The organism is Vibrio sp. 1641 (assembly GCF_033339995.1).
GTDB lineage: Bacteria > Pseudomonadota > Gammaproteobacteria > Enterobacterales > Vibrionaceae > Vibrio > Vibrio alginolyticus.
This window is the reverse complement of sequence record NZ_JAWOVP010000019.1, coordinates 1-24,337: the sequence shown is the minus strand read 5'-3', so window position 1 is coordinate 24,337 and position 24,337 is coordinate 1. Positions and strand designations below refer to the sequence as shown.

Below are 24,337 nucleotides of genomic sequence, written 5' to 3'. Positions count from 1 at the left end.
TTTTGTAAACAGTCGTATCCTGAAGAAGCTCGAATTTAGCTTTTGGATCATAATGAACCAAAAGCTATTTAAGCTGATCAAGTGTCTTGAGCCACGCGTTCGATGTACTCAACTTGCACAGGTTTTGTAAATGCACCAGGGCGCAATGCCTGCACTTCTCGCACGATATCTTCTAACTGCCATTCCTTTTCTAGGAGTAGGTGAGCAGCGAACAAACCTGTGCGCCCCGAACCACCCATGCAATGCATCGCAACTTTGCCACCTTGAGCAAGAATCGCGTGCAGTTCCGGACTGGCTTGTTGCCACTTCGTCGCAAATTCTTCATTTGGTGCGCAGTCGTCTTCAATCTCGATCTGGAACCATTTCATACCCAGTTGCTGAGTGGCTTCACCCAATGCAGAGACATTCTTCGCAGCTAATTCACTATCATCTAATGCAGTAACGACCGCTTGAACACCCTGCTCTTTCAACTGTTCTAACGACGCATGCAAATCGACACCTTTCGTTCCTGGGCACGGTGTTAAGATTAAAGCACCGGAGTCCAAATCTAATTGCCATGTAGGATGAGACATTGTGACCCCCTTTTAAGCCAAACCAACGTTACGAACCAGCTCTGCTGTGCGCGTTGCATAACCCATTTCGTTATCGTACCAAGCGTAAATCTTAACCATACGAGAACCCACAACCATGGTTGATTGCGCATCAACGATGGTTGAACGTTGGTCGCCTTTATAATCGATAGAAACTAAAGGACGCTCTTCGAAGCCAAGGATGCCTTTCAAATCACCTTCAGATGCTTCTTTTAACAGTGCATTCACTTCTTCTGCTGTGGTATCACGCTTCACATCAAAAATGATGTCTGTTAACGATGCGTTTGCTAGAGGTACGCGAACCGCATGACCATTAATTTTGTCTTTTAATTCTGGGAAAATTTCGACAATCGCCTTCGCGCTCCCCGTCGTGGTCGGGATAAGGCTCATGCCGCATGCTCTTGCACGGCGTAGATCTTTGTGTGGCGCATCCAAAATAGTTTGCGTATTCGTCAGGTCGTGAATGGTCGTAAAAGAAGATTGTTCGATACCCAATTTCTCATGAATGACTTTAACCACAGGTGCGATACAGTTAGTCGTACACGAAGCTGCTGTCACGATACGATGTTTTTCAGGGTCGAAAATATGGTCGTTCACGCCCACCACAATGTTCGCAATACCTTCTTCTTTCACAGGTGCGCTTACCACGACACGTTTCACGCCTTGCTCTAGGTATTTGTTTAGGAATGATGTTTTGCGATGTACGCCTGTCGCTTCAATCACAACATCACAATCAGACCAGTTCACCGCATCGATATCGCGTTGTTGAGTCGTGGCGACACGCTTGCCGTTGATGACGAGCTCACTGCCTTCGACCTGAACTCCATGATGCCAACGACCTTGCACTGAATCGAATTCTAATAAGTGACCAAGCGTAGCGGCGTCACCTGCGACATCGTTGATTAACACAAACTCCAATTCTGGCCAATCAAATGCCGCTCGCAGCGCTAAGCGACCAATTCGGCCAAAGCCATTAATTCCTACTTTAATTGTCATAGTTTTACCCTCTAATCTTCTACCTTGAATCTCTATTCGCTGTTAACAGCAAGCCTCACGACTTTTATCGTGTAAGCGTGTGATGTCGTCTTGGTATTCCTGCTTCAAACAGTTTGATGCCACTAAGTCTTCAATTAACTTTCGCATCCAACCTGGCAATTGCTGTGATAACTCGTAATACACCCATTGCCCTTGGCGTTTATCCACCAAGATGCCACTGGACCGTAACTGAGCAAGATGACGAGAAACTTTCGGCTGGCTCTCTTGCAGAGCAAACGCCAAATCACCAACGCAAGTTTCACCTTCACGGGCCACGAGCATTAAACAACGTACGCGTGTTTCATCGGATAACAGCTTAAAAAACTGATGTGGAAGCATAATGAACATACCTATATATGGATATGCGTATATGTTTATTTAATTAAGATATATCGTCAAGAGGAAACCGTCCATCGTCATAAAAGTTTCACATCTAACGAACAGCTTGATTGTAAAGAGAGAGATTCAAAGAGATAAAAGATAAGACACGAAATTATGCAGTCGCGATGCTTTGACTCCAGCGAACCGCTTCACCTAAGGAGAGCTTCACTTCCTCTAAAGGCAACCCCAATTGCATCGTGATTTTTTCAACCCCTGACCAATCGGCACGCTCGTAGCACTCTTCAAGGGAAATAAGTGCACCATAAACCCCTTTGCGATGTAATAGCGCTTGTTGTACTGAATGACTAAGCGGTAACTGCCTAACTAAAGATTCCACCGAAAGATCCAGCAACGCATCTAGAATCGACAGCAAACCAACCATGAAACCTTGTTCGTTGAGATGAGAGAATGGCTGATAGCGCGACATCAATTGGCAAAATTGAGCTCGTTGCAATGAAAGGTGATACAGCTCTCGAGGTTTGTTACTGGAGATATACGATGCCACAACCAAAGAGACAAACTGCTTAAGGTTATCCTGGCCAAGATAAATCAATGCCTGACGAAAAGAGCTGATTTCGACAGCCAAATTCGGCGCTTGCGTATTTACAAAACGCAATAATTTATACGAAAGCGCGACATCTTGCGTAATGATGGACTCGATACGAGTAAAGTCAGGCTCAGGAGCACAAACTTCACGAAACAGTTGCAATGCCAACACTTGCTCAGGACTGACGTATTTAGTCTGCGAGACGAGTGGCTTGCTAAAAAAATAACCTTGGAAAAATTTAAAGCCAGCCGCTTTCGCTTGCTCAAATTCTTCTGCGGTTTCAACACGTTCTGCTAAAAAGTGGTATTTGACGCGTTTGGCAAGGTGTGTTTTGACCAGTTCACAGGCCTTTTCGAGCCCCATCGCCATAATGTCGAGCTTCACAATATGCACATATGGCAAAAAACGACGCCATTCTGGTGTTAGGGTGAAGTCATCCAAAGCGATCAAGTAACCTTCTCGATAAAACTCACGAATCGCATCAAGAAGCTCATCCGTAGGTTGGCACGTTTCCAACACTTCGATGACAATTTTGTTTTTCGGCAAACTGCGCGGCAAACGTCGCACCAAGCTTTGATGAGGAAAGTTAATAAAGCATCTTGAAGAGGCAATCACTGGGTTAGTGCCCAGTGATAGGAAGTTTTCGACGATCAGTCGGTATGTCGCTCGATTTGAATCAATATGTGAAGGGTATGCGTTACTCTCCCCGTCTCGAAACAACAATTCATAACCCAGCGTCTGTCTTTTTCGGTTAAAGATCGGCTGGCGAGCGACATACGTTGTATTCATGCTAAAGAAGGACCTATAAATGGCTTATGACTTTGCAGCTGCTAATAATGCACCACAACCCATGAACATTGAACCGAATACTTTGTTTATTTTTCCCATGATTTTATCGGAGCGAATAAAGCGTCCCATTTGTGCTGCCAAGCTCGTGTAACCCAACATTACACACGCATCAATCACGACCGTAGTGACGCCAAGCACCAACAGTTGCGTGATTTGGTCTTTTGCCGGGTCAATAAACTGCGGGAACAACGCCACCAGAAAAACAATCGATTTAGGGTTGGTGAGGTTAATTAACACTGCCTTGTACAACAGCGCCGTGCCTGACATCTCGTTGTGGTTTTCAGCTGCGACTAAGCTTGATGTGTCGCGCCATTTCTGAATCCCCAGCCAAACCAGATAAGCGGCACCAACCCATTTAATGACAGAAAATGCGGTTTCTGACTGCGCGACAAGCGCACCAATACCCGCCCCCACCAGCGCGATGTGGATAACTAAACCAATTTGTAAGCCAATAATGGCACCCAGTGATTTACGGGTACCGTAACTCAAACCATTACTGATTGAGTTCACCGTGCCAGAGCCCGGAGCCAAACTAAAAACGATTGCTGTTACTACATAAGCTAACCAGACATGGGTATCCATTGCATTTCCTCACTAATTCTTCGATGATACATCGCGTAAACAACGTATCTTCAGGTAATCAACTAATGGCGACTAACCATTCACCTTTGACTTATACTCAAGAGACATTATTTGAGCAAGCAATTGGTGGTCCGATCGCAGCACTTTGGCAAACTCGCCAAGAGGGCTTTGTTAAAGGGACTGAGAAAAAGAACATTTACTGGTGCAAGCTAACCAACCCAGAGCATAAAAAAGCCGTGCTCATCGTAAATGGACGCATTGAGTCTTCCTGGAAATACCAAGAGCTGTTTTACGATCTCTACCGCCAAGGTTTCGATGTCTATTCCTTTGACCACCGCGGACAAGGTTTATCAGATCGTTTATTATCTGACTCAGATATGGGTCACGTCTATGACTTTACTGATTATATTGATGATATGGACATCGTCGTAAAAAAACACGACCTTAGCGAATATCAACAATGCTTCATCATCGCGCACTCTATGGGCGGCGCGATCGCGACACGTTACCTGCAAACTCACCCAGAACACCCTTTTACTGGTTTGATTCTAAGTGCGCCCATGTTTGGCATTAACCTGCCATGGTACCTATCACCAATAGCGATTCCGGTCACACAAATTATGTCAGCGGTATCAACTTTGCCACGCTATGCACCAGGACATCAGGCCTACTTCCCTAAGCCCTTTGAAGATAACCCACTTAGCCAAAGTTACGGCCGCTACCAATGGTTCCGAAACCTATATACGGAAAAACCGGAACTGCAAGTCGGTGGGCCAAGCACTCGCTGGGTTTGGCAAGGGCTCATGGCCGCTAAGCAGTGCTTTTTATTAACTCGCCAAGTCAAAATACCAGTCATCCTAATCCAAGCCGGAAACGATCGGATTGTTAGCAATCTCGCGCAAAAGCGTTTTATTGATAAATTGCGGAAAACCAACCCGCACGCGGAGCTGCTTTCTATCGAAGGCGCACAGCATGAAATCTTGTTCGAGACCGACAAGTATCGTAATCAAGCGCTCGATGCGATTTTCCGCTTTATGAATGACCCTAAATCGCCATCAAACGAACAAGCACAATAAGAACTCTAGGCGACCATTTCACGACTAAGATTAAAGAGGAAATGTCTACACATCGATTTACCCTCTTTTTCATCCTCATTTTGGCGTACACTGCTTGAACTTGGCTACTTTGACACAGTGTTTAACCGCATAGTGCTACGAGCCCAAGTTCCCCCGCATTCGGAGCAGTACGATCTAGTCAGTCTGCTGTACTCCGTTTGCAATTCACCTGTTCCACACTATCCAAACCGTTTACGAGGACTTCATGAGCACATCGCTACCTTGCAAAGAGATCACCAAAATCGTTGCCTCTGATCTGGATGGCACGTTACTCGCACCAAACCATCAGCTCAGTGCTTACTCAAAAGAGACGCTAAAAGCGCTGCATGAAAAGGGTTATACCTTTGTCTTTGCAACCGGCCGTCACCACGTAGACGTTGCGAGCATCCGTCGCCAAGTTGGCATTCCAGCTTATATGATCACGTCGAATGGTGCCCGAGTGCATGACCAGGAAGATCAGCTAATGTACAGCGAGAATGTCCCTGCGGAACTGGTACAAGGCGTGATCGACACGATCAAACATGATCAAGAAATACTTATTCACATGTATCAAAATGATAGCTGGTTGATGAACAAGGATGATGAAACGTTACGTGACTTCCACGATGAATTCACTTACGTCTTATTTGATGAAGACCACGCCCCAACTGACGGTATTGCGAAAGTTTTCTTCACGCATCCAGGAGAAGACCACGAACGTTTGGTCGTATTTGAAAACAAACTACGTGAGCAGTTTGGTGATAAGCTGAACATCGCATTTTCAACGCCTTGGTGTTTGGAAGTAATGAGCGCTGGCGTGTCTAAAGGTCATGCTCTTGAAGCGGTAGCGAAAAAACTCGACCTCACGTTAGAAAACTGCGTAGCATTTGGTGATGGCATGAATGACGTAGAAATGCTGTCGATGGCAGGTAAAGGGCTAGTTATGGGTACATCACACGAAAAAGTGATGAAAGCTCTACCAAATAATGAAGTAATTGGCAGCAATGCAGAAGATGCGGTTGCACACTACCTACAAGAACACTTGCTGTAAGCTTCAATACTCCAAATAATGAAGGGCTGCACATTCGCAGCCCTTCTCTTTTATCGCTGACTTGGCAGCTTCTCTTTGCCAAGAATCGCGTCCCATTCTTCTTCTGCCACGGGCATAATCGACAAGCGATTTCCACGTTTCACCAACGGCATGTTCTCAAGTTCTGGCATCGCTTTCATCACCGACAACGGAATCACTCGCGCCGTTTTACGTACAAACTCTACATCCACCATAATCCAACGCGGGTTGTCTGGGTCTGACTTTGGATCGTAATAATCGCTTTCGGGATCGAATTGGAAATGATCGGGATAGGCTTCTCTCACAACTTTAGCAATACCTGCCACGCCAACATGTTTACAAGAAGAGTGGTAAATCAGGACTAAATCGCCCACCTTCACTTGGTCACGCATCATATTGCGCGCCTGATAATTACGAACTCCCTCCCAACATGAAACCTTTTGGGTTCGAAGCGTGTCAATAGAAAAGGTATCTGGTTCAGTTTTAAATAACCAATATGCCATAATGCCATCCGATGCCGATTGAGTAACAATAATGAGGAAGATATAACATGAAGGCTTTGAAAAACCCAGTGGCGCTTGCCACCCTGCTGGTTCTGCAAGCATGTAGTTCACAGCCGCCACAATCTGGTGCCGCTGACCCAACCTCTCCACCTGCAACCTTAGATAAGCCTGAAACCATTCAACCTCAAACTTTTATGCTGCGCGGAAAAGTGATCGTCGGTCACGAGAGCCAATACATCATGCCTTGTGGCAGCGACAAGCAATATTGGTTGCAACTGTCACCACAGCAAATGCAACGAGCAATTCAGTTAAATAACGAGCCTTACCAGACCATGTATGGCGAGGTTATCGGCCATCTCAACCCACCGGGCATCGATGGGTTTTCTGCTGATTTCGATGCTAACTTTGTCGTGGAACAAGTGAACTTCCTCACAACGGAAAATCCAAACCGTTGTCAGCAACCAAACAAACCAACTCGCGTGTTTGGTAATGAGCCTTCTTGGTCGGCAAGCTTTGAGGCTAATGGACTAACATTCCAGCAAATCGGCAAACAAACCACAAAATTAGCGATTAAAAGCAGTCAGCTTCAACCTCGCCAGCGCACTTATCAACTACAAGATGGTGAGCTTCGCTTAACAGAAAACCTCTGCTCAGACACAATGAGCGATTCTTTGTATGGCTGGAAAGCAACACTAAAACATGATGGCGAGACGTATCAAGGTTGTGGTATGGCTGCAAACGTCGATGCAACGCTTGGTTGGGCTAATACCTATGTCGCGACCTCAACTCAATCACAAGGTTTTGAAGTACAGATGACCTTAAACCCAGACCACAGCGCCACAACAAAATACCGTTACGCCAATGGACAAGCACCATTAATCGAGCGTGGTTACTGGCAACAGTTAAGTCCGTCTCAGGTTCAAGTTGTCATGACGCATCATCAACAGCAAAGGCTAATGTCAGAGCGACTGTTTACTCGAAAAGGCAATCAACTCAAAGCGACCAAAGAAAAAGTCGGTAACTTGGTATACCCAATCGCCGATGGTGGTTTAGTCCTTTATCCTGCCACCGTTCGTGATGAAGGCATCATGCAACCAGCCGAAAAACGCACCAACAACCCCATCGGTAGTGCTGACGTCCCTTCTAGTGCAGAGTTTGATTCAAAAGTAGATGCCGCGGTGCGCAACTACTTCTTTATCCATCAAACCACCCCCAACAATAACCAATACCGTTGGCTAACTTACGACCTCAACAGCGATGGTAACGAAGAGCTATTGGTACAGTTGGATTGGTGTGGTTCCGGAGGCTGTACATTGCTGATATTTGAACATCACGAAAAGGAATGGCGATTTAATAGTCGCATTACACTAGTGCAAAGCCCGATTATGCTCGGCCAACAAACCTCTCATGGTTGGCGAGATCTGATTTTTAATGTCAGCGGTGGCGGAGCTAAAGCGGCTCAACACGTGATGCAATACACTGGGGTTAGCTACCCACTCAACCCAAGCATGGCGCCAACGGCAACGCCGAACCAAGTCAGTGGCGTGCGTCTGTTCTCTGATGGGATAAGCCCGGTGCGAGAAGGAGTTCGTCTGTAATGTCACAACCGTGTCCAACCTGCGGTTTTCAATTCAATTGTATGTGCTCGCTAATGCCGAAACTTAACAGTGAGCACAACATCCTGCTGTTAATGCATCCGAATGAACTGAAGCGTGATACTAATACCGGCCAGCTACTAGAGCAGTGCCAACTCAGCATTGAGCGAGTAATCTGGGATCGCAAACAGCCACCAGCAGAATTGCTCACTCTATTAGCTGATCCGTCGCGGTATCCGGTGTTGCTCTTCCCCTGTGAAGAAAGTATCACACTCGAACATGTGGTACTCCAAAGCCAGCAACAAACCAAAACTCCGCTGTTTATTATTTTAGATGCCACCTGGCAAGAGGCGCGCAAGATGATCAATAAGAGCCGTTGGTTAGAAGGTATCCCTACTATGGGATTGTCTGCGTCGGCGGACTCACAATATCAGCTGCGACGCAACCAACAACAAGGTAATTTGTGTACGTTTGAAGTCGCTGCACATTTGCTCGGGCAACTTGGAGAACAAAACAACCAACAACAAATGCAGCGCTTTTTTGCCCATTACCTCGCTCTGTTCCAAGCTGAAAAGAGTGGACACGCTCTTAAGCGTTAAACATTAAGCTCAGTAGAAGAACCAAACAAAAAACGCAGCCTACGCTGCGTTTTTTACGACAAGAAGTTTCACGTGAAACATCATTAAAACAGTCGAGTCGGCTCGCCAAGATAGTAACCCTGCAAATAATCCACCCCCATGTCTTGTGCAATGGTGCACACCTCCTGATTGTGGACGAACTCCGCCACCGTCTCCGCGTTAAACACCTGGCACAAACGCACCAACTGGGAAGCGATCTTGCGCTGTTTTAAGTCTTTATCAATATCACGAATCAAGCTGCCATCGAGCTTTATGACTTCTGGCTCCAACTTTAGGATTTCATCGATATTCGAATAACCGGACCCAAAGTCATCAACAATGATACGCGCCCCTAAGCTTCTAAAATGACTGCACACTTCTATCATTCGGCCGTAGTCTTTGATCTGCTCAGATTCCAGCACTTCTAAACCAATTCGCCTTGGGTCATTTAGCTGGCTAATTTCATGCTCTAAAAGCATTAAAGTTTTATCACTGAGCAAATCTTGCGGCGATAAGTTTATAGAAAAGTCACCTTGCTTATCTCGCATATAATGCAACGTAGAATGAATCATGTGCCGACTTAGTCGAGTGTAAAGATGTGTATCAGAGATAATTGGCAGAAAACGCCCTGGCGCAATCACCGTTCCATCGGCTTCCAGAATACGAACCAAACATTCTTGGCTTGCCAATTTGTGGCTACCCGCATGCACAATAGGTTGGCTATAAGTGATGATATTCTGTTTGAGAATGGCTCTACTGACGCAACTTAGCCATCCAAGTTGCTCTTTACGCACATCCTCACTGACTTCAATATCTTTCGCATTACAGATATGGGTATTACTGCGTACACCGGATCGCCTCGCTTCGATGCCTTTGAGTAAGAGCTCATCTACTGAAGCGGATGGAAAATCTCGACGACTCACTAAGCCGCCGCATAGCGAGATAGAAAGATAATCTATTTCACGTAGGCCAATTGGCTCAAAATTAGTTTGTTCTACCGCGTCAGCAAAACGCGTAAAGTGCTGTTTGATGGTCTCGCTGCTTTGATCAGCTTTAAATATGAACGCCCATTCACCAACCCCAATACTATAAAGCTGCAAAGCCGTTGGCATGCCAAAACGCTTTCGTAGTCGATTCGTAAAGTGCATTGAGAGATCTTTGAGTAATTGATCTCCCACTCGGTAGCCGTATTTTTCGTTAATATGACTAAAGTTAAGTAGCTTTAGAGTCAACAAATGCTCATCCAAATCGATGTTACTCAGCCGCTCTTGCAATGCGACCCGGTTTTGTAATCCCGTGCGACTGTCGCGTCGATAGCTTTCTTGTAACTTGCGCGTTTGGCGATCGAGTTGATACCCCATATGCGCGTTCATATGGTTGAGATCGCCGATCGCATTTCGAATCAAGCTAAACAGCGGTGAAATAGAGGAGCTAACGGGCGACTTAGGCAAGTTCAATGTTTTCACTTCGTCTCCCTCCCGCATCGCTAAATACGTCAGGCTGTGATGAAGAATTTCGGGCTGACCAATACCACCATGCAGTTCCCCCATACAGTAACTACCAAACGTCGTCGCAATATCTTTGAAGGCTTGGACTTCGTCGCTGCTGTCAATAAAGTCTAACCGTGACGCGCAGTTAAAAATCATCACGACTTCAGGTTGGTGCATGGCTAACTCAACCACACCATGCCGCACTTGCTCGAGCGTTAACGAGGGATGGTTATAGCAAAATTGCACTTCGTCACCAAGACACCAGGGCCTGTCGAAGCTCATACTGCCATCAGCGTGTAGCTCCGTTACCGTACAAACTTCCTTTCGCCCTAAGCTTTCTCGATACAATGGAAAGCTGAGCAGTTGACTCAGCGTCACGTCATGGCCATCCGCCAAGTAACGCTTGTATACGTCCAGCGCTTTCTTCTCACCTAAACAATACAAGCGCGTTCCTTTTGCATGAGTGACTTTGTGTGGCATGCCAATCGGGTTCCATTCCGAATACGCATCAGTCCATAGCTTCAAAGTATCACTGTGCAAAGCTACGGCAACCACAGCGTTATCGTAAACTCGGTTTTGATATAGCACCCAGCAGCCATCGTCAATACTCTGCGCCAACCCTCCAGAAATCACTACTTCTTCACTGGCGAAGGTTTGAAACAAGGGATAGTCACGTCGTTCAATTTGCACAGCAAAGCTGAGGATCACCTGTGAATTATGCTGCATTAGAAGAGAGCGCTTGAGCTCCCCGCCATCAATGTCAGGGGAGTAAGAGTATGTTTGTACCGCAGAAGTCAGCGTGGTTTGCTCAAATTCAATCACACTCACTAGGCAACCAGAGGTAAATATCTCCCCTTCCAGAATCACATTACGCGTACTATGCCCCATAACATGAGCATTCGGCAGCGACGACAAAACGGCGTCTGCAAGTGTGGTCGTAATTTCGCGCGATTGCGTCGACAATATTTGTACTAAATATTGTTTATCTGAGGAAGTCGGAAAAGTGACTAAAAAGTCATTCAGTTGACTGACATCGTGAACCAGTTTTGAAAAAGCTCGCATGGACCTACCACTGCCGTAACACTATCTTCACCACGACGTGTGGCGTTACTATTTTTATTTAATAGAGAATAATTTACGTTGCTTTGCGCTGCTTTTCTAGACACAAAATGAGATTAGAATGGATTAATGCGAAAGCAATTAAAAAAGTGTGAGTAACGGCTGCAAACTATTGATTTCAATATCAGGTAAAGTACGTGTTTTTGAATGGTTAATGACATTTTTATTCATATCATTAAACCAACAGGCTGCAAAACCTGCCAACTTTGCACCATGCACATCCGTGGTTAGATGATCACCGACATGCAGAATATTCTCCGCAGGAATATCCAAGAATCGCTTCGCTTTAGTAAACATATCGGTTGCGGGTTTCGCCAATCCATCTGGTCCTGCTTTAAGTACCTGTTGGAAATAAGGCGTAAGACCGATGCGGTCTAAATCCACATTACCGTTGGTGATTGCCACCAACGGGATGTGCTGCGCGAGTTCCTCCAATACATCGAGGCTTTGCTGCGGCACTTCAAAACGGTTACGCCAGTCCAACGCAACGTCTACTGCGGCTTTCGCGGCGGCATGTGCTGCGTCTTCGTCGTAGCCTACTTGGGAGAAGGCTTGCTGAAGTTGCACTAAACGCCATAAAGTGACATCGCTCTTCAGCTCGGGTTGTTGCTGCACAACACGCTGCTTGAGAGCAAACCAATCCGCTTTGTTCATATGAGCAACCCCTGGATGATGGTGCTTGAGCCAAGATAGCAACTCACGCTCCATGCGAACTATCACAGGATAGTTGTCATAGAGGGTATCATCTAGGTCAAAGGTCATTGCCTTAATAGGCTCGATACGGCGATAAAATTTCATACTTCGGCTCACTCCCCGTTCTTTTTACGTGCGCGTGGGTGGGCTTGGTCGTAGGCTTGCGCCAAATGTTGGAAATCCAAGTGCGTGTAGATTTGGGTCGTCGAAATGTTCTCGTGCCCTAAAAGCTCCTGCACCGCACGTAAGTTATTGCTTGATTCGAGCATATGTGTCGCAAATGAGTGACGCAATTTATGCGGACTAATATGGCTTGCGACAGACTGTTTCTGCCCCCATTCAGCCATGCGCTTTTGCACGCTACGATGCGAAATACGCGTTCCAAGCTTAGATACAAACAAGGCGGGCTCACCTGGAGCGGCTAAATCACCACGAACGCGTAACCACTTCCCGACCCACTCGGTTGCCATCCCAGAGAACGGCACTTTACGTTCTTTATCGCCTTTACCAATAACACGAAGCTCACCACTACGCAGTTGTACATCACGTACATCCACACCCACCAACTCAGCCAAACGTAAGCCGGCGCCGTACATCAGCTCCATCATGGCGCGATCGCGCACAGCCAACGGGTCGTCCTCGTTGACTTCAAGTAATTGGCTCACTTCGTCAACATCGAGGTTTTTGGGCAACGGGCGTTTTTTGCGAGGTGCTGAAACCCCTTTGGCTGGGTTAGCCGACATCTCGCCACGCAGAATAAGGAAATCGAAAAAGCTACGCAGCGATGAGAGGCGCGTTGCCAAACTGCTGGCTTTCATGCCTTCTCGCATGCCCTTACCTGCTAATTGGCGCACCCAACCAGCATCCACTTGAGACCAATCTTTGAGCCCCATTTCAGCTAGGTGCTGCGCCATTGTTTCTAGCTGCTGTTTGTAATTGCGCTGAGTATGTAGGCTAAGCCCCTTTTCGCTTCGTAAGAATTCATAGAAGCGCTCAAGAGGCTTTTGCAGATTATTTGGCAGAGGAGTGTTGGGAGTTGTCGTCATCGTAACTTTGCCATACCAGTGTTTGAGCGAGATGTGCCACTACTAATGATAGGTGACGCAAAAACAAGGTATCCATATCTGGCTGAAAATGGCCGCCATCTTCACTAGAAAAAGCAAGCACGCCCAGTGTTTGCTGTTTCACGAGCGGCAGTACCACATAGGAACCCATTTCCGGCACTTCCATGTTGCCAAACAAAGCTTCACGATCTACTTTGCGAAGACGTCCTAAGTACGCATCTTTGCCATTTAAGTGAGTGGTCGCAAAGCGTTGATAACTTTCCTTACTCAATTGAATCGATGCGTCGCATTGACTAAACAATCGAACAAACGCACGTAAGCCCAGTGCTTTGGCTTTCTCTTCGATAGAATGAATGACTTGTTTAAAGTCACCACACTTTAGAATCTGCCCCTGCAAATCCATAAATTCGTAAAAGGTGCGATCATTGTTCGCCGCAAGCGACATTAGTGTAGTGATCTCTTCCTCTAACTCTTCAATGCGCTGACGTTGGCGATTCATTTGGATGTGTACCAAAGATACCGCGCCTAAGTCTGAGTGTGGGAAAGATAAACGATCCACAAGCTCCGGACGTTGCACAAAAAAGTCTGGATGATCTTTGAGGTACTCGGCCACTACTTCAGCCGTTAAGGCATCTGCTTCTACTTGAGACAAACCGTTTCCTTTTTCTTCAACTAGCAAGACAATTGACCATCAAATACATGCGTTGTAGGTCCGGTCATAAACAACGGCTTGCCAGGACCTTGCCATGCAATTCGCAATTCACCACCAGGTAGAGAAACCTTAACGTTTTCATCCAACAAGCCCTGCAGAATCCCAACCGCGACTGCCGCGCATGCACCACTACCACAAGCTTGTGTCTCTCCTGCGCCTCGCTCGTAAACTCGAAGACGAATATGGTCACGACTCATCACCTGCATAAAGCCAGCGTTGACGCGCTCTGGGAAACGCTCATGCGACTCAAGCAGCGGACCGAGAGTTTCCACTTCTGCCGTATCCACATCGTCGACCACGGTCACTACGTGCGGGTTACCCATGCTCACAGCACCACAAAACAAGGTATTGTCGCCTGCTCGCATGATGTAAGTTTTCTCTTTTTGCTTCGCTTTGAAAGGGATTTTGTTCGGTTCAAACTCTGGCACGCCCATGTTGACCGTCACTTCCCCATCATCTTCGATGTTGAGAATCATCTTTCCTTTCTTGGTGCTCACGCTGATGCTGTATTTATTGGTCAGCCCCTTCAAGCGAACAAAGCGGGCAAAACAGCGTGCACCGTTACCACACTGTTCAACTTCACTACCATCGGCATTAAAAATCCGATAATGGAAGTCGGTTTCAGGGTCGTAAGGGGCCTCTACCACAAGCAATTGGTCAAAACCAACGCCAGTATGACGATCCGCCAAGCGGCGGATCAGGTCTTGCGAGAAAAACACGTTCTGGGTAATACAGTCGACGACCATGAAGTCGTTGCCCAAACCGTGCATTTTGGAAAAGTGGAAATGCATTTGTTGTGTGTTACTCCGGTAGAATCTGTTCCAGCTGCCACAAACTGGTCAGCTCCTCACGCTGGCGAACTAAGTGGCTTTGTTTACCGTCCACCATCACTTCTGCCGCTCGGGTACGAGTATTGTAGTTCGAAGACATCACAAAACCATAGGCACCTGCTGAACGAACCGCGAGTAGATCACCTTCTTGCAAAACGAGTGCGCGATCTTTACCCAAGAAGTCGCCGGTTTCACAAATAGGACCAACCAAGTCGTAAGTCTGTGCTTCACCCTTTCGCGGTGAGACTGGCACAATATCTTGCCATGCTTGGTATAGCGCAGGACGCATCAAGTCGTTCATTGCAGCGTCGATAATCGCAAAGTTTTTATGCTCAGTATGTTTTAAAAACTCAACACGCGTTAGCAAGATACCTGCGTTCGCAGCAATTGCACGGCCTGGCTCAAAGATCAGCTCCAAGTCTTGGTGATTTTCAAGACGACCAAGTAACGCTTTGGCGTAATCAGAAGGCTGAGGTGGTAATTCATCACGATAGACCACACCCAAACCGCCGCCGACATCAAGGTGACGAATGTTAATGCCTTGCGCTTTTAAATCATCAATCAGGGCTAATAAACGGTCTGTCGCGTCGATAAATGGGTCTATATTGGTCAGCTGAGAACCAATGTGGCAGTCGATGCCTTGCACATTCAAGTTCGGCAGGCTTTGCGCGAATTTATAAACATCTGGCGCACGATCAAACGCAATGCCGAATTTATTGTCGCGAAGACCAGTCGAAATGTAAGGGTGTGTTTTCGCGTCGACATCTGGATTGATACGCAGAGAAATTGGCGCAATCACACCAAGCTCACCCGCAACCTTGTTCAAACGTTCTAGCTCTGGCTCAGATTCAACGTTGAAACATTTGATACCTAGCTCAAGAGCGCGCTTCATCTCTGCCGGTGTTTTACCAACACCAGAGAAAACGACTTTTTTCGGATCACCGCCTGCGGCAATCACACGCTCAAGTTCACCACCCGACACGATGTCAAAACCCGATCCCAAACGCGCTAGCGTGTTCAATACGCCTAAGTTTGAGTTGGCTTTCACCGCGTAGCAAACCAGGTGAGGATGCTGACCCACAGCACTATCAAACGCCTTCCAATGGCGCTCTAGCGTGGCTCGAGAATATACGTAAAGAGGAGTGCCATATTGCTCTGCAAGAGCTTGAAGTGGGACGTCTTCGGCCCAAAGCTGGCCATCATCCTGATAGTTGAAGTAATCCAAAATTCGCTTCCCTTATTTTATTCGACTGCTGAACCCTAATTTCACCCTAAGGTGCGGTTATTTATTGTGATTGCTCATTCTGTTGAGTGTCATCTGGAATGTATAGTGAGCCAGACTGACCACACCCCGCTAAGGTCGCGGCAACCATCACAAACAACACAGTAACTAATTTTTTCATTTCGCATATCGTGATTATTGAATCAATGCCCCCTATAATCGCACCACACTCAGGAAAAGCAATAGGATAGACGGATGAACGATACTGAATTTCATCAACTGGTGGATGCGCAGATGCAAATCATCGAAGAATCCATCGATGATTCAGGCGCAGACATTGATTACGAAGTCACTGGCAACGTAATGACATTGGAATTTGAAGACCGCAGCCAAATCATCATTAATCGCCAAGAGCCGATGCATGAGATCTGGCTAGCGTCCAAATCTGGTGGTTTCCACTTCAAGCTTATTGAAGGTAAATGGACCTGCTCAAAAACGGGTATGGAGCTATTTGAAATGGTGAAGCAAGAATGTGAAAAGCACGCGGGCGAAGCCATTGATTGGGCATAATTCTGGTCAATCGTCACCAAAACAAAAAGAGCACCGAAGTGCTCTTTTTGTTTATTGATACGGGTTTAATTACGCGTTCACAGTTTTGGTCGGGCGACTCGGTGAACAACCGTCATTACGGTAAGGAATGATATACGCATTCCCCTCTTCAGGGTGAATAATTTGATAGTACTGAGGCAGGTTAAAGTTAATAAACTTAGACGCGACGCGACTATCGTCTTTTACCGACGTGTAGAAGCTGTTTACAGACGAAATCATTTCATCTTTGGAGCCACTAAATTGGTGATACACTTCTACTTGATTTGACTCATCCAACACATAAATATTGAAGCCATCTTCGTTATCTTCAAAGAAGAACTGTACTAGACCTTCACTAGCAAACCCATCCACCGCTTCAGGCATTTGATATTCTTGCTCACGATCGAGCATTAACAGCGGCGAGCCTTTGAGTTTGTTAGTAGAAATGCTGCGGTAGAAATCAATGGAATTTTCTAGCTTCTGCACCGACACACCGCGACGTTCAAAGAACAACCCATAAGTCTGGTTACCAAGACGCATCGCTTTAAAGCGGCGACGTTTCTCTTGCTCTACTGGTTTCAAGCGTAAGTCGATACATTCAGCTAAAAGCTGGTAAACCATATTGCGCATCACACCACGCATGTTCTTCGCATAGCAGAACACATCCACTGATTCTGGTGGCAACGCATCTTGGTGCATTTTGCCCAAAATGGTTTTCAGTGCATCCAGCATCGCCGTTTCCCCTTTGAAATGCAGCGTACGCACTTCATGCCAAGAATTACGGTAAACAAGGTCAACACTGCCGACTAAATTTTTATGTTCTGGACCAAAGCTAAAAATATCGGTGTTCTTAACATCCACTTTCAACGAACGACCAGAAAGTTCAGACGTCGGATCATTTTCAAAGTTGATGAACATCGCAAGCTGGCTTATTTCACAAGGACTCGCTAGCGCCTGCATAGATGGACGACGCTTACGCAACGCAAAAGTATTTCGTAAGTCACTCACCATTTGGTAAAACTTATCAATATCTAGCTGCGCTTCACGTACCACGGCATGTAAACGAGTCGATTCAGTGATCAAGCCATTGAAGAATGCCCAAGCAACCAACTTACTCAAGTATTCATGATGCTCTAGATATGGTTGCCCCAAAATGCGGTGCGCAATAAGTGGTTGTTTATAGAGGTACCAACCAGACTTGTTCACTCCCCCTTTTTTCACTTCGATAAAGCTCAAGTCAGGCTCGTGCAGATCAGGTGAAATCTGTGGGTTTAGTAACGTTACTTTGCCCGGCAATACTTCAAAAGCCGCGTAGAGTTTACGGGCCAAAATACTGATGTCTTGCGGACTGATAGCAGAAGTGATGTCGTTACGACGCGCAAATTGAATCAAGTTACGGTAGCTTTGCATCAACGCATCCAGCAATGCATGATGTACCACCTTCACTTGTTCAACCTTCCAATTACGACGGTCATCGAGCTCTGCAACGACACTGGCATCCCAATTCCATTTTGCAATCATATCGCTCAGCGCTTCACGACGCCAAGCTACTGAGCCAACATTCGGCTCACGAGATAATTTTTCATGGGTTTTGAGATAGAAACAGCGACGCACCAAATCCAAACGTGTATCGTCTTGAATTCGCTCTAAGTAACGGGTTACTTTTTCCAACATTAAGTAGTACGCATCCATGCCATAGAGATCAGGCTCATGGGCAAAGAAACGACGTTTAGTGTCGATGCTTAACAATTGAGTATGCGGGTATTCCCACGAGTAAGCTTCTAGCAAGATGGCTTTTAATACCGATTTGTAGGGAGAGTCGATGCTTTTGTATAACTGCCACAAGTTCGAGCCGAAGTATTCTTCAGCAGGAATGCAGTTCAATTTACCAAAGTCGATCCATTCACTACAGTCGATGTAACCATCACTGCACAGTTGAGAAACGTACTCGTCGTAACACTCTTCCATTTCTGGCGGCACGATTTGCCATAACAAACGCTGTCCGGCAATACGCACCGCACTACGATAGAATTCATCTAGCAAAAGTAAGTGCTGAGATGAACCACAGTTATCACCCGTCATCTCTTCAGAATGATTGCTTCTAAAGCGCTCTTTATCCATTAAGAAAAAGTTCGCTTCCACGCCTTTGCTTTGTGCCCAATCCGTGATGAGTAAGCATTTATTGGTCAATAACTCGCGTTCGTCACAATCCATCTCTGGTGAGATACACACCCAAATATCCAAATCACTGGAAGTACTTTGACCAATCGAGGAGGTACTGCCCATGGTGTACAAACCCAATATAGCGGGCTTTTCTACCGTCTTGAGCGGCTGACCAATGGCAAGTTGAATATCATCTATGAATTGTTGCTGAATGCTATTTAGTTCAAGCCCATGCACACCAAACGGGACATCGGCATCATAATAGCCAGGAATTACAGGATGGTTGTAGTTCAACAAGGCAGGAATCAAGTGGAAGACTTGCTGGCTTTGCGAATCCATAAGCGCCAGCGCGCGATCAACTCGCTGCTGATTCAAATTATCTAGTCGCTGGATGATTTTTTGGGTGTAAGCCTGCAAGGGGAATTCCTTGGTTGAACAATCACGAAAATCTGCTGACGTTTTAAACCAAAATGGCTTAAAAACGTGATCAATTTAACACTTTTATTGGTGCGGGTAAAGCTTCACGCCCGCGTATCACTCTGGATACAAAACCATACTTTAGTCACAAAATTAATCGCGCGGTAGTGTCGCTCTTATTACCTATTACTAATAATAGTCCTTAGTCTAATTGAGAATCCAGTCACACTATTTTCATAACATCATGTAATTCCATTCATAGCCTTCAGAGATAACGAACTAACAGTAAGCATTTCTTGATGAGAATGGTAGGATAAACCCAAATCCAAACAGCATTGAGAAGATCATGACACAATCCACACCGATTCGCATTGCAACTCGAAAAAGCCCTCTTGCTTTATGGCAAGCTTACTTTGTTAAAGACGCCCTTCAAGCCGCTCACCCTGGCTTGGAAGTCGAGTTAGTAACCATGGTGACCAAAGGTGACGTGATTTTAGATACACCACTAGCAAAAGTTGGCGGCAAAGGCTTGTTCGTAAAAGAGCTTGAAATCGCGATGCTAGAAGGACGTGCAGACCTCGCCGTTCACTCAATGAAAGACGTACCCGTCGATTTCCCAGAAGGCCTTGGCCTCGTGACCATTTGTGAGCGTGAAGATCCTCGTGATGCCTTCGTCTCTAATACCTATAGCCACATTGATGAGCTCCCTCAAGGTGCCGTGGTTGGTACTTGCAGTTTGCGCCGTCAATGCCAACTGAAAGAATATCGTCCGGACATCATCATCAAAGAGCTTCGCGGTAATGTGGGCACTCGCCTTGGTAAGTTAGATGCGGGTGAGTATGATGCAATCATTCTTGCTGCGGCTGGCCTCAAACGATTGAAGCTTGAAGAACGCATTCGTAGCTTTATCGAACCAGAGCAATCACTACCAGCGGTAGGGCAAGGTGCTGTCGGTATTGAGTGCCGCCTTGACGATGAAAGACTGCTTAAGCTGCTTGAGCCACTTAACCACCAAGACACCGTAGACCGCGTTTTGTGTGAGCGCGCAATGAACCTTACGCTAGAAGGCGGCTGTCAGGTACCTATCGGCAGCTATGCCCTGCTAGACGGCGACAACATTTGGCTACGCGCATTAGTTGGCGAACCAGATGGCAGCGAAATTGTGCGTGGTGAAATTCGTGGCCATCGTAAAGATGGCGAAGCATTAGGAGTGCAGCTAGCCAATGAGCTGCTAGATAACGGCGCTCGTGAAATCCTAACTAAGCTGTACGCAGATCACGAATAACCATGGCAGTGTTGGTCACTCGGCCGGGAGAGCAAGGCAACGCGCTTTGCTCTCTGCTCGAAAGGCACGGCATTTCCGCATATCACCATCCTCTGATCGACATTGTCGCCGATCTCACGGACACGCACCTCTCTAAACATCTACATCAAGCTCAAATTGTTATCGCTGTTAGTCGACATGCAGTGCAATGCGCACAGCAAATCTTAGCCAGCAACGGGATGTCATGGCCGAAACAAGCTATTTACCTTGCCGTTGGTCAAAAAACAGCACACTATTTAAGCAAATGTACCCAACAGAAAGTACACTATCCCCAAGTCAGTGATAGTGAACACTTATTGCGACTGCCAGAGCTCAACAATGTGGCACAACAACAAGTTCTTATCCTTCGTGGTAACGGCGGAAGAGAGCTGATCAAAGATGCATTGGTGAGGCGTGGCGCAAAAGTTCACTATAGTGAGACTTACAAGAGAGAATTCATCCCATTCGATCCAGTAAGCTGTATCTCACTATGGAAAAACCTACAAATTAACCAGATTATTGTCACCAGTGGTGAACAACTGGATTATTTGTGCAGCCAATTGACGTCGGAGCAATTGACTTGGCTTAATCAACAAGAGTTGTATATCCCCAGTCAGCGTATCGCTGACATCGCAATTCAAAGGGGGTTCACTCGCGTGAGATGCACGGGAAGCGCATCCAACCAAGAATTACTGGCGGCTCTCCAGCCCTAGCTACACAGGATATAGGCATGACAAGTAAAAATAACGACCAAAAAAATAACGATAAAAACCTTTCCGAAGAAACCTCATCGGCACCGCTAGTCGAAAAAACCACATCGCAGCAGGATGCGGACCTTAAAAAAGAGCAACCACAAGCGGCCGAGCCTCCAAAAACAGCAGAGCCAACCAAAGTCGAGTTTGAAGAAAAACAAGGTAAACGCGGTGTCAAACTAGGCACGGTCGCTATCATCTTATCGATTATTTTTGGCGGTGGCCTCGCGTACAAGCTGCATCAACAGCAAGCCGATTACCAAGCGCAGATCGCCCAACTAAAAAGTCAGCTAGAAAGCACTCAAGCTTCCATGAAGCAAGAACTCAGCCGGGTACAAGAAGAAACCATCGAGAAAGCAACAACCGTGACACACAAAGCGGAAGTGGTACTTGGACAGCAACAGAAGAGCATTGAAAGCTTACAGCTCGCCGTTGCCGATGTGAAAGGTCGTCGACCAAACGACTGGCTATTAGCGGAAGCCGATTACCTTGTCAAATTAGCTGGTCGTAAATTGTTCTTAGAGCACGATGTAGAAAGCGCGACTCAACTGATGGAAAGTGCAGACCAACGCATTGCAGCACTGAATGACCCTAGCCTCGTCAAACTACGTAAAGCAATGGCGAACGATATCACCAAACTTCGCACTATCCCGCTAATTGACCGTGATGGATTGGTACTACGCTTAACTGCCCTACAACAGCAAGTAGACAAGCTCCCTCTCGCCAATGCACTGCTACCTGAAGCTGAAGCCGTAGAAAACACTGAAGTGTCTGAAGATATCGCAAACTGGCAAGATAACTTAATGACCTCTTTGAAGGACTTTTCAGAAAACTTCATTACCTTCCGCACGCGCGATGGTAACGTCATTCCACTGCTTTCTCCTGAGCAACACTTTTACCTGAAAGAAAACATCAAAGCCAAATTGGAAACGGCAATAAAAGCGGTGTACCAAGAGCAAGGTGAAATTTACACCACGTCTCTAAAAACAGCAGACAAATGGGCATTAGCTTTCTTCAACCAAGACGATAATTCCGTTAAAGAGTTCAACAAAACGGTTAACCTACTAAGTCAGCAAAATATTCAAGTGGAATACCCAACGAAACTGCAAAGTCAGTCTCAACTATCAGATGTCATTCGTGAACGCCTACGTCGTGAAGTCACAACGATGACAGGCATGGAGGATAAGTAATGTTTCGTCTTATTTTCCTATTTGTTGTACTAGGCGCAGGACTATTTGTTGGCACCCAGTTTTCTGGTCAGCAAGGCTATGTACTCATCTCCATTGCCGAGAAAACGATCGAGATGAGCGTAACGACATTAGTGGTTTTCGTTATCGCAGCACTCGCAGGTCTTTTTCTGCTTGAGTACCTGATTAAGAAGTTAGTTTATGCTAGTTCTACAACATGGAACTACTTCAGTGTTCGCAAAATGCGCCATTCCCGCCGATACACCAATGAAGGCATTATTAAACTTCTAGAAGGTGACTGGAAAGGTGCTGAGAAGAAAGTAACTCGCTGGGCAAATCATCACGATATGCCGCTGCTCTGCTACTTGGTTGCGTCTGAAGCAGCACAAGGCCAAGGTGATAAAGCAAAACGAGATCACTATCTAGAGCTAGCGAGCCAACAAGAGAACGCCCATCTCGCAGTAGAACTGACTCGAGCGAAACAATTTATCCGCGACAACGAGTTCGAGTCCGCTTTCGATACCTTGCAATCGTTAAAAAGTCAGTATGCGAGTAACTCTATTGTATTGAACTTGCTGAAAACAACGTACATGCAGCTAAAGTTGTGGCAACCTCTTATTGACCTCTTGCCACAACTAACCAAAGCAAAACTCATCACGGAAGAAGAACATGCAGAGCTGATTCAAAAGGCGCAGTGCGGCTTACTCCATGAAGTAGCGCAACAACAAGGTAGCGAAGGGCTAATCTCCCATTGGAATAGTCTCTCACGTAAAGTGAAACAAGACACACACCTCGTTGCCTGTTTTGCTCGAGAACTCATCACACGAAAAGCTGATGCAGAAGCCTTTACCGTGCTAAAAGAAGCATTAAAAAAACAACCTGCCCCAGAGCTTTATCAACTTCTGCCAGATCTAAACCTGCCAGATACCCACCCTGTCGTGGTCTTCTTAGAGGGAGTAGTGAAGAAAGAACCGGATAACGCCGCTGCCCATAGCGCATTAGCGCACTTCTATTTCCGTCAAGAGAAGTGGCCAGAAGCCCAAGACCACTTTGAGATCGCCTTAAAGCTTCGCTCTGACGTCTCTGACTATGCATTCCTAGCAGACACACTAGAGAAGCAAAATCTAACCAAAGCTGCTCACGAAGTCTCTCGTAAAGCTCTCACGCTCGTACAGAATGACTAACTAAAGGTGACCTAACCAAGCCGGCAGCTTACTGTCGGCTTTTTTATTGCCTGCTACTAACCCTTTAGTCCTTAGTCATCAATATGTTTATCCAATTCATTGGCTCCCAAGTAGTTCTCAACTTCCTAGCAACTCACTATCGTTTCACTTTCCTCTTCTTTTTTTGACTACTCTGATCCTGTCATTCCAGCAGAATCCAAAACAATTTTAAAAGATGCAGGAATACGTAACTTTAGCCTGTTGATGTATGGTTTTAAGACGTAGCTAGATTTAGGCAATAGAGCACACGCGTCGCTAGACTGAGCAAAACAAAAAGATACATCAGTGAAACAGTGGCTATTTTAGTATGCTTATTTGTTCGGTCTATCCGGTAAAAGGGGCTAGAGAAGCAATGGTAGTGCTTTAAGAGAACGATAAGGCAATAGATGGTTCAACAACTTAACAAAGCATCTCCAACAACCTTATCTGGACAGCATGCAGTGATGAGGATGAACAGCTTTAGAGGCAACTGCACTTCTTAGCAAAAATCAAAACATCACAACCAATACCGATACCAATATTACTTTGTCGAAAAGTAGATCGCATATGGAATTGATTTTTGACAAGCACAGATAGAGTAATAAAGATGTGCGGAAATGAAAAAAGCCTCGCTATTTCTAGCGAGGCTTCTTAATAGTGGCGGAGAGATAGGGATTTGAACCCTAGATACGCTATTAACGTATGCCGGTTTTCAAGACCGGTGCTTTCAACC

23 protein-coding genes are annotated in these 24,337 nt (G+C 46.1%); 9 read left to right on the top strand and 14 right to left on the bottom strand.

The window, feature by feature from the left end; translation table 11 throughout:
- Positions 1–77: 77 nt before the first annotated feature.
- From R7Z47_RS22025 to rhtB, 5 genes are all read right to left on the bottom strand, one after another.
- Positions 78–572, bottom strand: a complete 495-nt coding sequence (locus R7Z47_RS22025; protein WP_213970094.1) for a cyclin-dependent kinase inhibitor 3 family protein — start codon at positions 570–572, stop codon at positions 78–80.
- 12 nt (positions 573–584) lie between these two features.
- On the bottom strand, positions 585–1,586 hold the full coding sequence (locus R7Z47_RS22020) for an ArsJ-associated glyceraldehyde-3-phosphate dehydrogenase (protein ID WP_005383630.1): 1,002 nt from the start codon (positions 1,584–1,586) through the stop codon (positions 585–587).
- 42 nt (positions 1,587–1,628) lie between these two features.
- Positions 1,629–1,964, bottom strand: a complete 336-nt coding sequence (locus tag R7Z47_RS22015; RefSeq protein WP_005378730.1) for a metalloregulator ArsR/SmtB family transcription factor — start codon at positions 1,962–1,964, stop codon at positions 1,629–1,631.
- A 154-nt stretch (positions 1,965–2,118) separates the two neighbouring features.
- On the bottom strand, positions 2,119–3,342 hold the full coding sequence (locus tag R7Z47_RS22010; RefSeq protein ID WP_053304474.1) for an EAL and HDOD domain-containing protein: 1,224 nt from the start codon (positions 3,340–3,342) through the stop codon (positions 2,119–2,121).
- 24 nt (positions 3,343–3,366) lie between these two features.
- Positions 3,367–3,984, bottom strand: a complete 618-nt coding sequence (gene rhtB, locus R7Z47_RS22005) for a homoserine/homoserine lactone efflux protein (RefSeq protein ID WP_225474225.1) — start codon at positions 3,982–3,984, stop codon at positions 3,367–3,369.
- Positions 3,985–4,049: 65 nt separating this feature from the next.
- Between rhtB and R7Z47_RS22000 the strand changes: the two genes are divergently transcribed.
- Both R7Z47_RS22000 and R7Z47_RS21995 read left to right on the top strand, forming a co-directional pair.
- On the top strand, positions 4,050–5,060 hold the full coding sequence (locus R7Z47_RS22000) for an alpha/beta fold hydrolase (RefSeq protein WP_005378733.1): 1,011 nt from the start codon (positions 4,050–4,052) through the stop codon (positions 5,058–5,060).
- Between the two features lie 244 nt (positions 5,061–5,304).
- Entirely contained in the window at positions 5,305–6,129 is an 825-nt protein-coding gene (locus R7Z47_RS21995) for a Cof-type HAD-IIB family hydrolase (protein ID WP_017636084.1), read from the top strand.
- Positions 6,130–6,179: 50 nt separating this feature from the next.
- Here the strand turns inward: R7Z47_RS21995 and R7Z47_RS21990 are convergent, their stop codons facing one another.
- Complete coding sequence (locus R7Z47_RS21990) at positions 6,180–6,650, bottom strand: EVE domain-containing protein (RefSeq protein WP_225474227.1); 471 nt, start codon at positions 6,648–6,650, stop codon at positions 6,180–6,182.
- 47 nt (positions 6,651–6,697) lie between these two features.
- Between R7Z47_RS21990 and R7Z47_RS21985 the strand changes: the two genes are divergently transcribed.
- Both R7Z47_RS21985 and R7Z47_RS21980 read left to right on the top strand, forming a co-directional pair.
- Positions 6,698–8,248 (top strand): COG3650 family protein, encoded by a 1,551-nt coding sequence (locus R7Z47_RS21985; RefSeq protein WP_262607111.1) that lies wholly within the window; start codon positions 6,698–6,700, stop codon positions 8,246–8,248.
- The gene (locus tag R7Z47_RS21980) at positions 8,248–8,844 is read left to right on the top strand and encodes a tRNA-uridine aminocarboxypropyltransferase (protein WP_031780839.1); all 597 of its coding nucleotides are present in this window, start codon (positions 8,248–8,250) and stop codon (positions 8,842–8,844) included. Before R7Z47_RS21985 ends, R7Z47_RS21980 begins: the two co-directional genes overlap by 1 nt.
- 83 nt (positions 8,845–8,927) lie before the next feature.
- Here the strand turns inward: R7Z47_RS21980 and R7Z47_RS21975 are convergent, their stop codons facing one another.
- From R7Z47_RS21975 to lptM, 7 genes are all read right to left on the bottom strand, one after another.
- Entirely contained in the window at positions 8,928–11,414 is a 2,487-nt protein-coding gene (locus R7Z47_RS21975; protein WP_258480881.1) for an EAL domain-containing protein, read from the bottom strand.
- 138 nt (positions 11,415–11,552) lie between these two features.
- Positions 11,553–12,269 (bottom strand): 5-amino-6-(5-phospho-D-ribitylamino)uracil phosphatase YigB, encoded by a 717-nt coding sequence (gene yigB, locus R7Z47_RS21970; RefSeq protein WP_262607112.1) that lies wholly within the window; start codon positions 12,267–12,269, stop codon positions 11,553–11,555.
- A gap of 8 nt (positions 12,270–12,277) precedes the next feature.
- Positions 12,278–13,210 carry a tyrosine recombinase XerC gene (gene xerC, locus R7Z47_RS21965; RefSeq protein ID WP_053350819.1) on the bottom strand — a complete coding sequence of 311 codons (933 nt, stop codon included), beginning with the start codon at positions 13,208–13,210 and terminating at the stop codon, positions 12,278–12,280.
- Positions 13,176–13,907: a DUF484 family protein gene (locus R7Z47_RS21960; RefSeq protein WP_005383398.1), complete on the bottom strand. Its 732-nt coding sequence runs from the start codon at positions 13,905–13,907 to the stop codon at positions 13,176–13,178. Before R7Z47_RS21960 ends, xerC begins: the two co-directional genes overlap by 35 nt.
- Positions 13,901–14,731, bottom strand: coding sequence for a diaminopimelate epimerase (dapF, locus tag R7Z47_RS21955; protein ID WP_005378744.1), 831 nt, complete (start codon positions 14,729–14,731; stop codon positions 13,901–13,903). The genes R7Z47_RS21960 and dapF overlap by 7 nt, the downstream gene beginning before the upstream one ends.
- Positions 14,732–14,741: 10 nt before the next feature.
- Positions 14,742–15,995, bottom strand: a complete 1,254-nt coding sequence (lysA, locus tag R7Z47_RS21950; RefSeq protein WP_005378745.1) for a diaminopimelate decarboxylase — start codon at positions 15,993–15,995, stop codon at positions 14,742–14,744.
- Positions 15,996–16,056: 61 nt separating this feature from the next.
- On the bottom strand, positions 16,057–16,173 hold the full coding sequence (gene lptM, locus R7Z47_RS27170; protein WP_005378746.1) for an LPS translocon maturation chaperone LptM: 117 nt from the start codon (positions 16,171–16,173) through the stop codon (positions 16,057–16,059).
- 74 nt (positions 16,174–16,247) lie between these two features.
- On the opposite strand from lptM, the gene cyaY reads away from it, so the two are divergent.
- Complete coding sequence (gene cyaY, locus R7Z47_RS21940) at positions 16,248–16,562, top strand: iron donor protein CyaY (protein ID WP_005383391.1); 315 nt, start codon at positions 16,248–16,250, stop codon at positions 16,560–16,562.
- 69 nt (positions 16,563–16,631) lie between these two features.
- Here the strand turns inward: cyaY and R7Z47_RS21935 are convergent, their stop codons facing one another.
- A complete protein-coding gene (locus R7Z47_RS21935) occupies positions 16,632–19,160 on the bottom strand; it encodes a class I adenylate cyclase (protein ID WP_053350817.1) in 2,529 nt (842 codons plus the stop codon).
- A 346-nt stretch (positions 19,161–19,506) separates the two neighbouring features.
- Between R7Z47_RS21935 and hemC the strand changes: the two genes are divergently transcribed.
- From hemC to R7Z47_RS21915, 4 genes are read left to right on the top strand one after another with little or no spacing between them, the layout of a single operon-like run.
- Positions 19,507–20,445 (top strand): hydroxymethylbilane synthase, encoded by a 939-nt coding sequence (gene hemC, locus R7Z47_RS21930; RefSeq protein ID WP_005383388.1) that lies wholly within the window; start codon positions 19,507–19,509, stop codon positions 20,443–20,445.
- Between the two features lie 2 nt (positions 20,446–20,447).
- Complete coding sequence (locus R7Z47_RS21925) at positions 20,448–21,176, top strand: uroporphyrinogen-III synthase (RefSeq protein ID WP_005383386.1); 729 nt, start codon at positions 20,448–20,450, stop codon at positions 21,174–21,176.
- Between the two features lie 17 nt (positions 21,177–21,193).
- On the top strand, positions 21,194–22,405 hold the full coding sequence (locus R7Z47_RS21920) for a uroporphyrinogen-III C-methyltransferase (protein ID WP_005378751.1): 1,212 nt from the start codon (positions 21,194–21,196) through the stop codon (positions 22,403–22,405).
- Complete coding sequence (locus tag R7Z47_RS21915; RefSeq protein WP_205461609.1) at positions 22,405–23,586, top strand: heme biosynthesis protein HemY; 1,182 nt, start codon at positions 22,405–22,407, stop codon at positions 23,584–23,586. Before R7Z47_RS21920 ends, R7Z47_RS21915 begins: the two co-directional genes overlap by 1 nt.
- Positions 23,587–24,337: the final 751 nt, after the last annotated feature.

What these genes read in the sequence shown, in the direction of transcription:
- cyaY (WP_005383391.1), top strand. Translation starts at nt 16,248, where the DNA reads ATGAACGATACTGAATTTCATCAACTGGTGGATGCGCAGATGCAAATC.
- yigB (WP_262607112.1), bottom strand. Translation starts at nt 12,269, where the DNA reads ATGAAATTTTATCGCCGTATCGAGCCTATTAAGGCAATGACCTTTGAC.
- R7Z47_RS21915 (WP_205461609.1), top strand. Translation starts at nt 22,405, where the DNA reads ATGTTTCGTCTTATTTTCCTATTTGTTGTACTAGGCGCAGGACTATTT.
- R7Z47_RS21925 (WP_005383386.1), top strand. Translation starts at nt 20,448, where the DNA reads ATGGCAGTGTTGGTCACTCGGCCGGGAGAGCAAGGCAACGCGCTTTGC.
- R7Z47_RS22015 (WP_005378730.1), bottom strand. Translation starts at nt 1,964, where the DNA reads ATGCTTCCACATCAGTTTTTTAAGCTGTTATCCGATGAAACACGCGTA.
- xerC (WP_053350819.1), bottom strand. Translation starts at nt 13,210, where the DNA reads ATGACGACAACTCCCAACACTCCTCTGCCAAATAATCTGCAAAAGCCT.
- hemC (WP_005383388.1), top strand. Translation starts at nt 19,507, where the DNA reads ATGACACAATCCACACCGATTCGCATTGCAACTCGAAAAAGCCCTCTT.
- R7Z47_RS22020 (WP_005383630.1), bottom strand. Translation starts at nt 1,586, where the DNA reads ATGACAATTAAAGTAGGAATTAATGGCTTTGGCCGAATTGGTCGCTTA.
- dapF (WP_005378744.1), bottom strand. Translation starts at nt 14,731, where the DNA reads ATGCATTTCCACTTTTCCAAAATGCACGGTTTGGGCAACGACTTCATG.
- R7Z47_RS21975 (WP_258480881.1), bottom strand. Translation starts at nt 11,414, where the DNA reads ATGCGAGCTTTTTCAAAACTGGTTCACGATGTCAGTCAACTGAATGAC.
- R7Z47_RS21980 (WP_031780839.1), top strand. Translation starts at nt 8,248, where the DNA reads ATGTCACAACCGTGTCCAACCTGCGGTTTTCAATTCAATTGTATGTGC.
- R7Z47_RS22010 (WP_053304474.1), bottom strand. Translation starts at nt 3,342, where the DNA reads ATGAATACAACGTATGTCGCTCGCCAGCCGATCTTTAACCGAAAAAGA.
- R7Z47_RS21995 (WP_017636084.1), top strand. Translation starts at nt 5,305, where the DNA reads ATGAGCACATCGCTACCTTGCAAAGAGATCACCAAAATCGTTGCCTCT.
- R7Z47_RS22025 (WP_213970094.1), bottom strand. Translation starts at nt 572, where the DNA reads ATGTCTCATCCTACATGGCAATTAGATTTGGACTCCGGTGCTTTAATC.
- lptM (WP_005378746.1), bottom strand. Translation starts at nt 16,173, where the DNA reads ATGAAAAAATTAGTTACTGTGTTGTTTGTGATGGTTGCCGCGACCTTA.
- R7Z47_RS21985 (WP_262607111.1), top strand. Translation starts at nt 6,698, where the DNA reads ATGAAGGCTTTGAAAAACCCAGTGGCGCTTGCCACCCTGCTGGTTCTG.
- rhtB (WP_225474225.1), bottom strand. Translation starts at nt 3,984, where the DNA reads ATGGATACCCATGTCTGGTTAGCTTATGTAGTAACAGCAATCGTTTTT.
- R7Z47_RS21990 (WP_225474227.1), bottom strand. Translation starts at nt 6,650, where the DNA reads ATGGCATATTGGTTATTTAAAACTGAACCAGATACCTTTTCTATTGAC.
- R7Z47_RS22000 (WP_005378733.1), top strand. Translation starts at nt 4,050, where the DNA reads ATGGCGACTAACCATTCACCTTTGACTTATACTCAAGAGACATTATTT.
- R7Z47_RS21920 (WP_005378751.1), top strand. Translation starts at nt 21,194, where the DNA reads ATGACAAGTAAAAATAACGACCAAAAAAATAACGATAAAAACCTTTCC.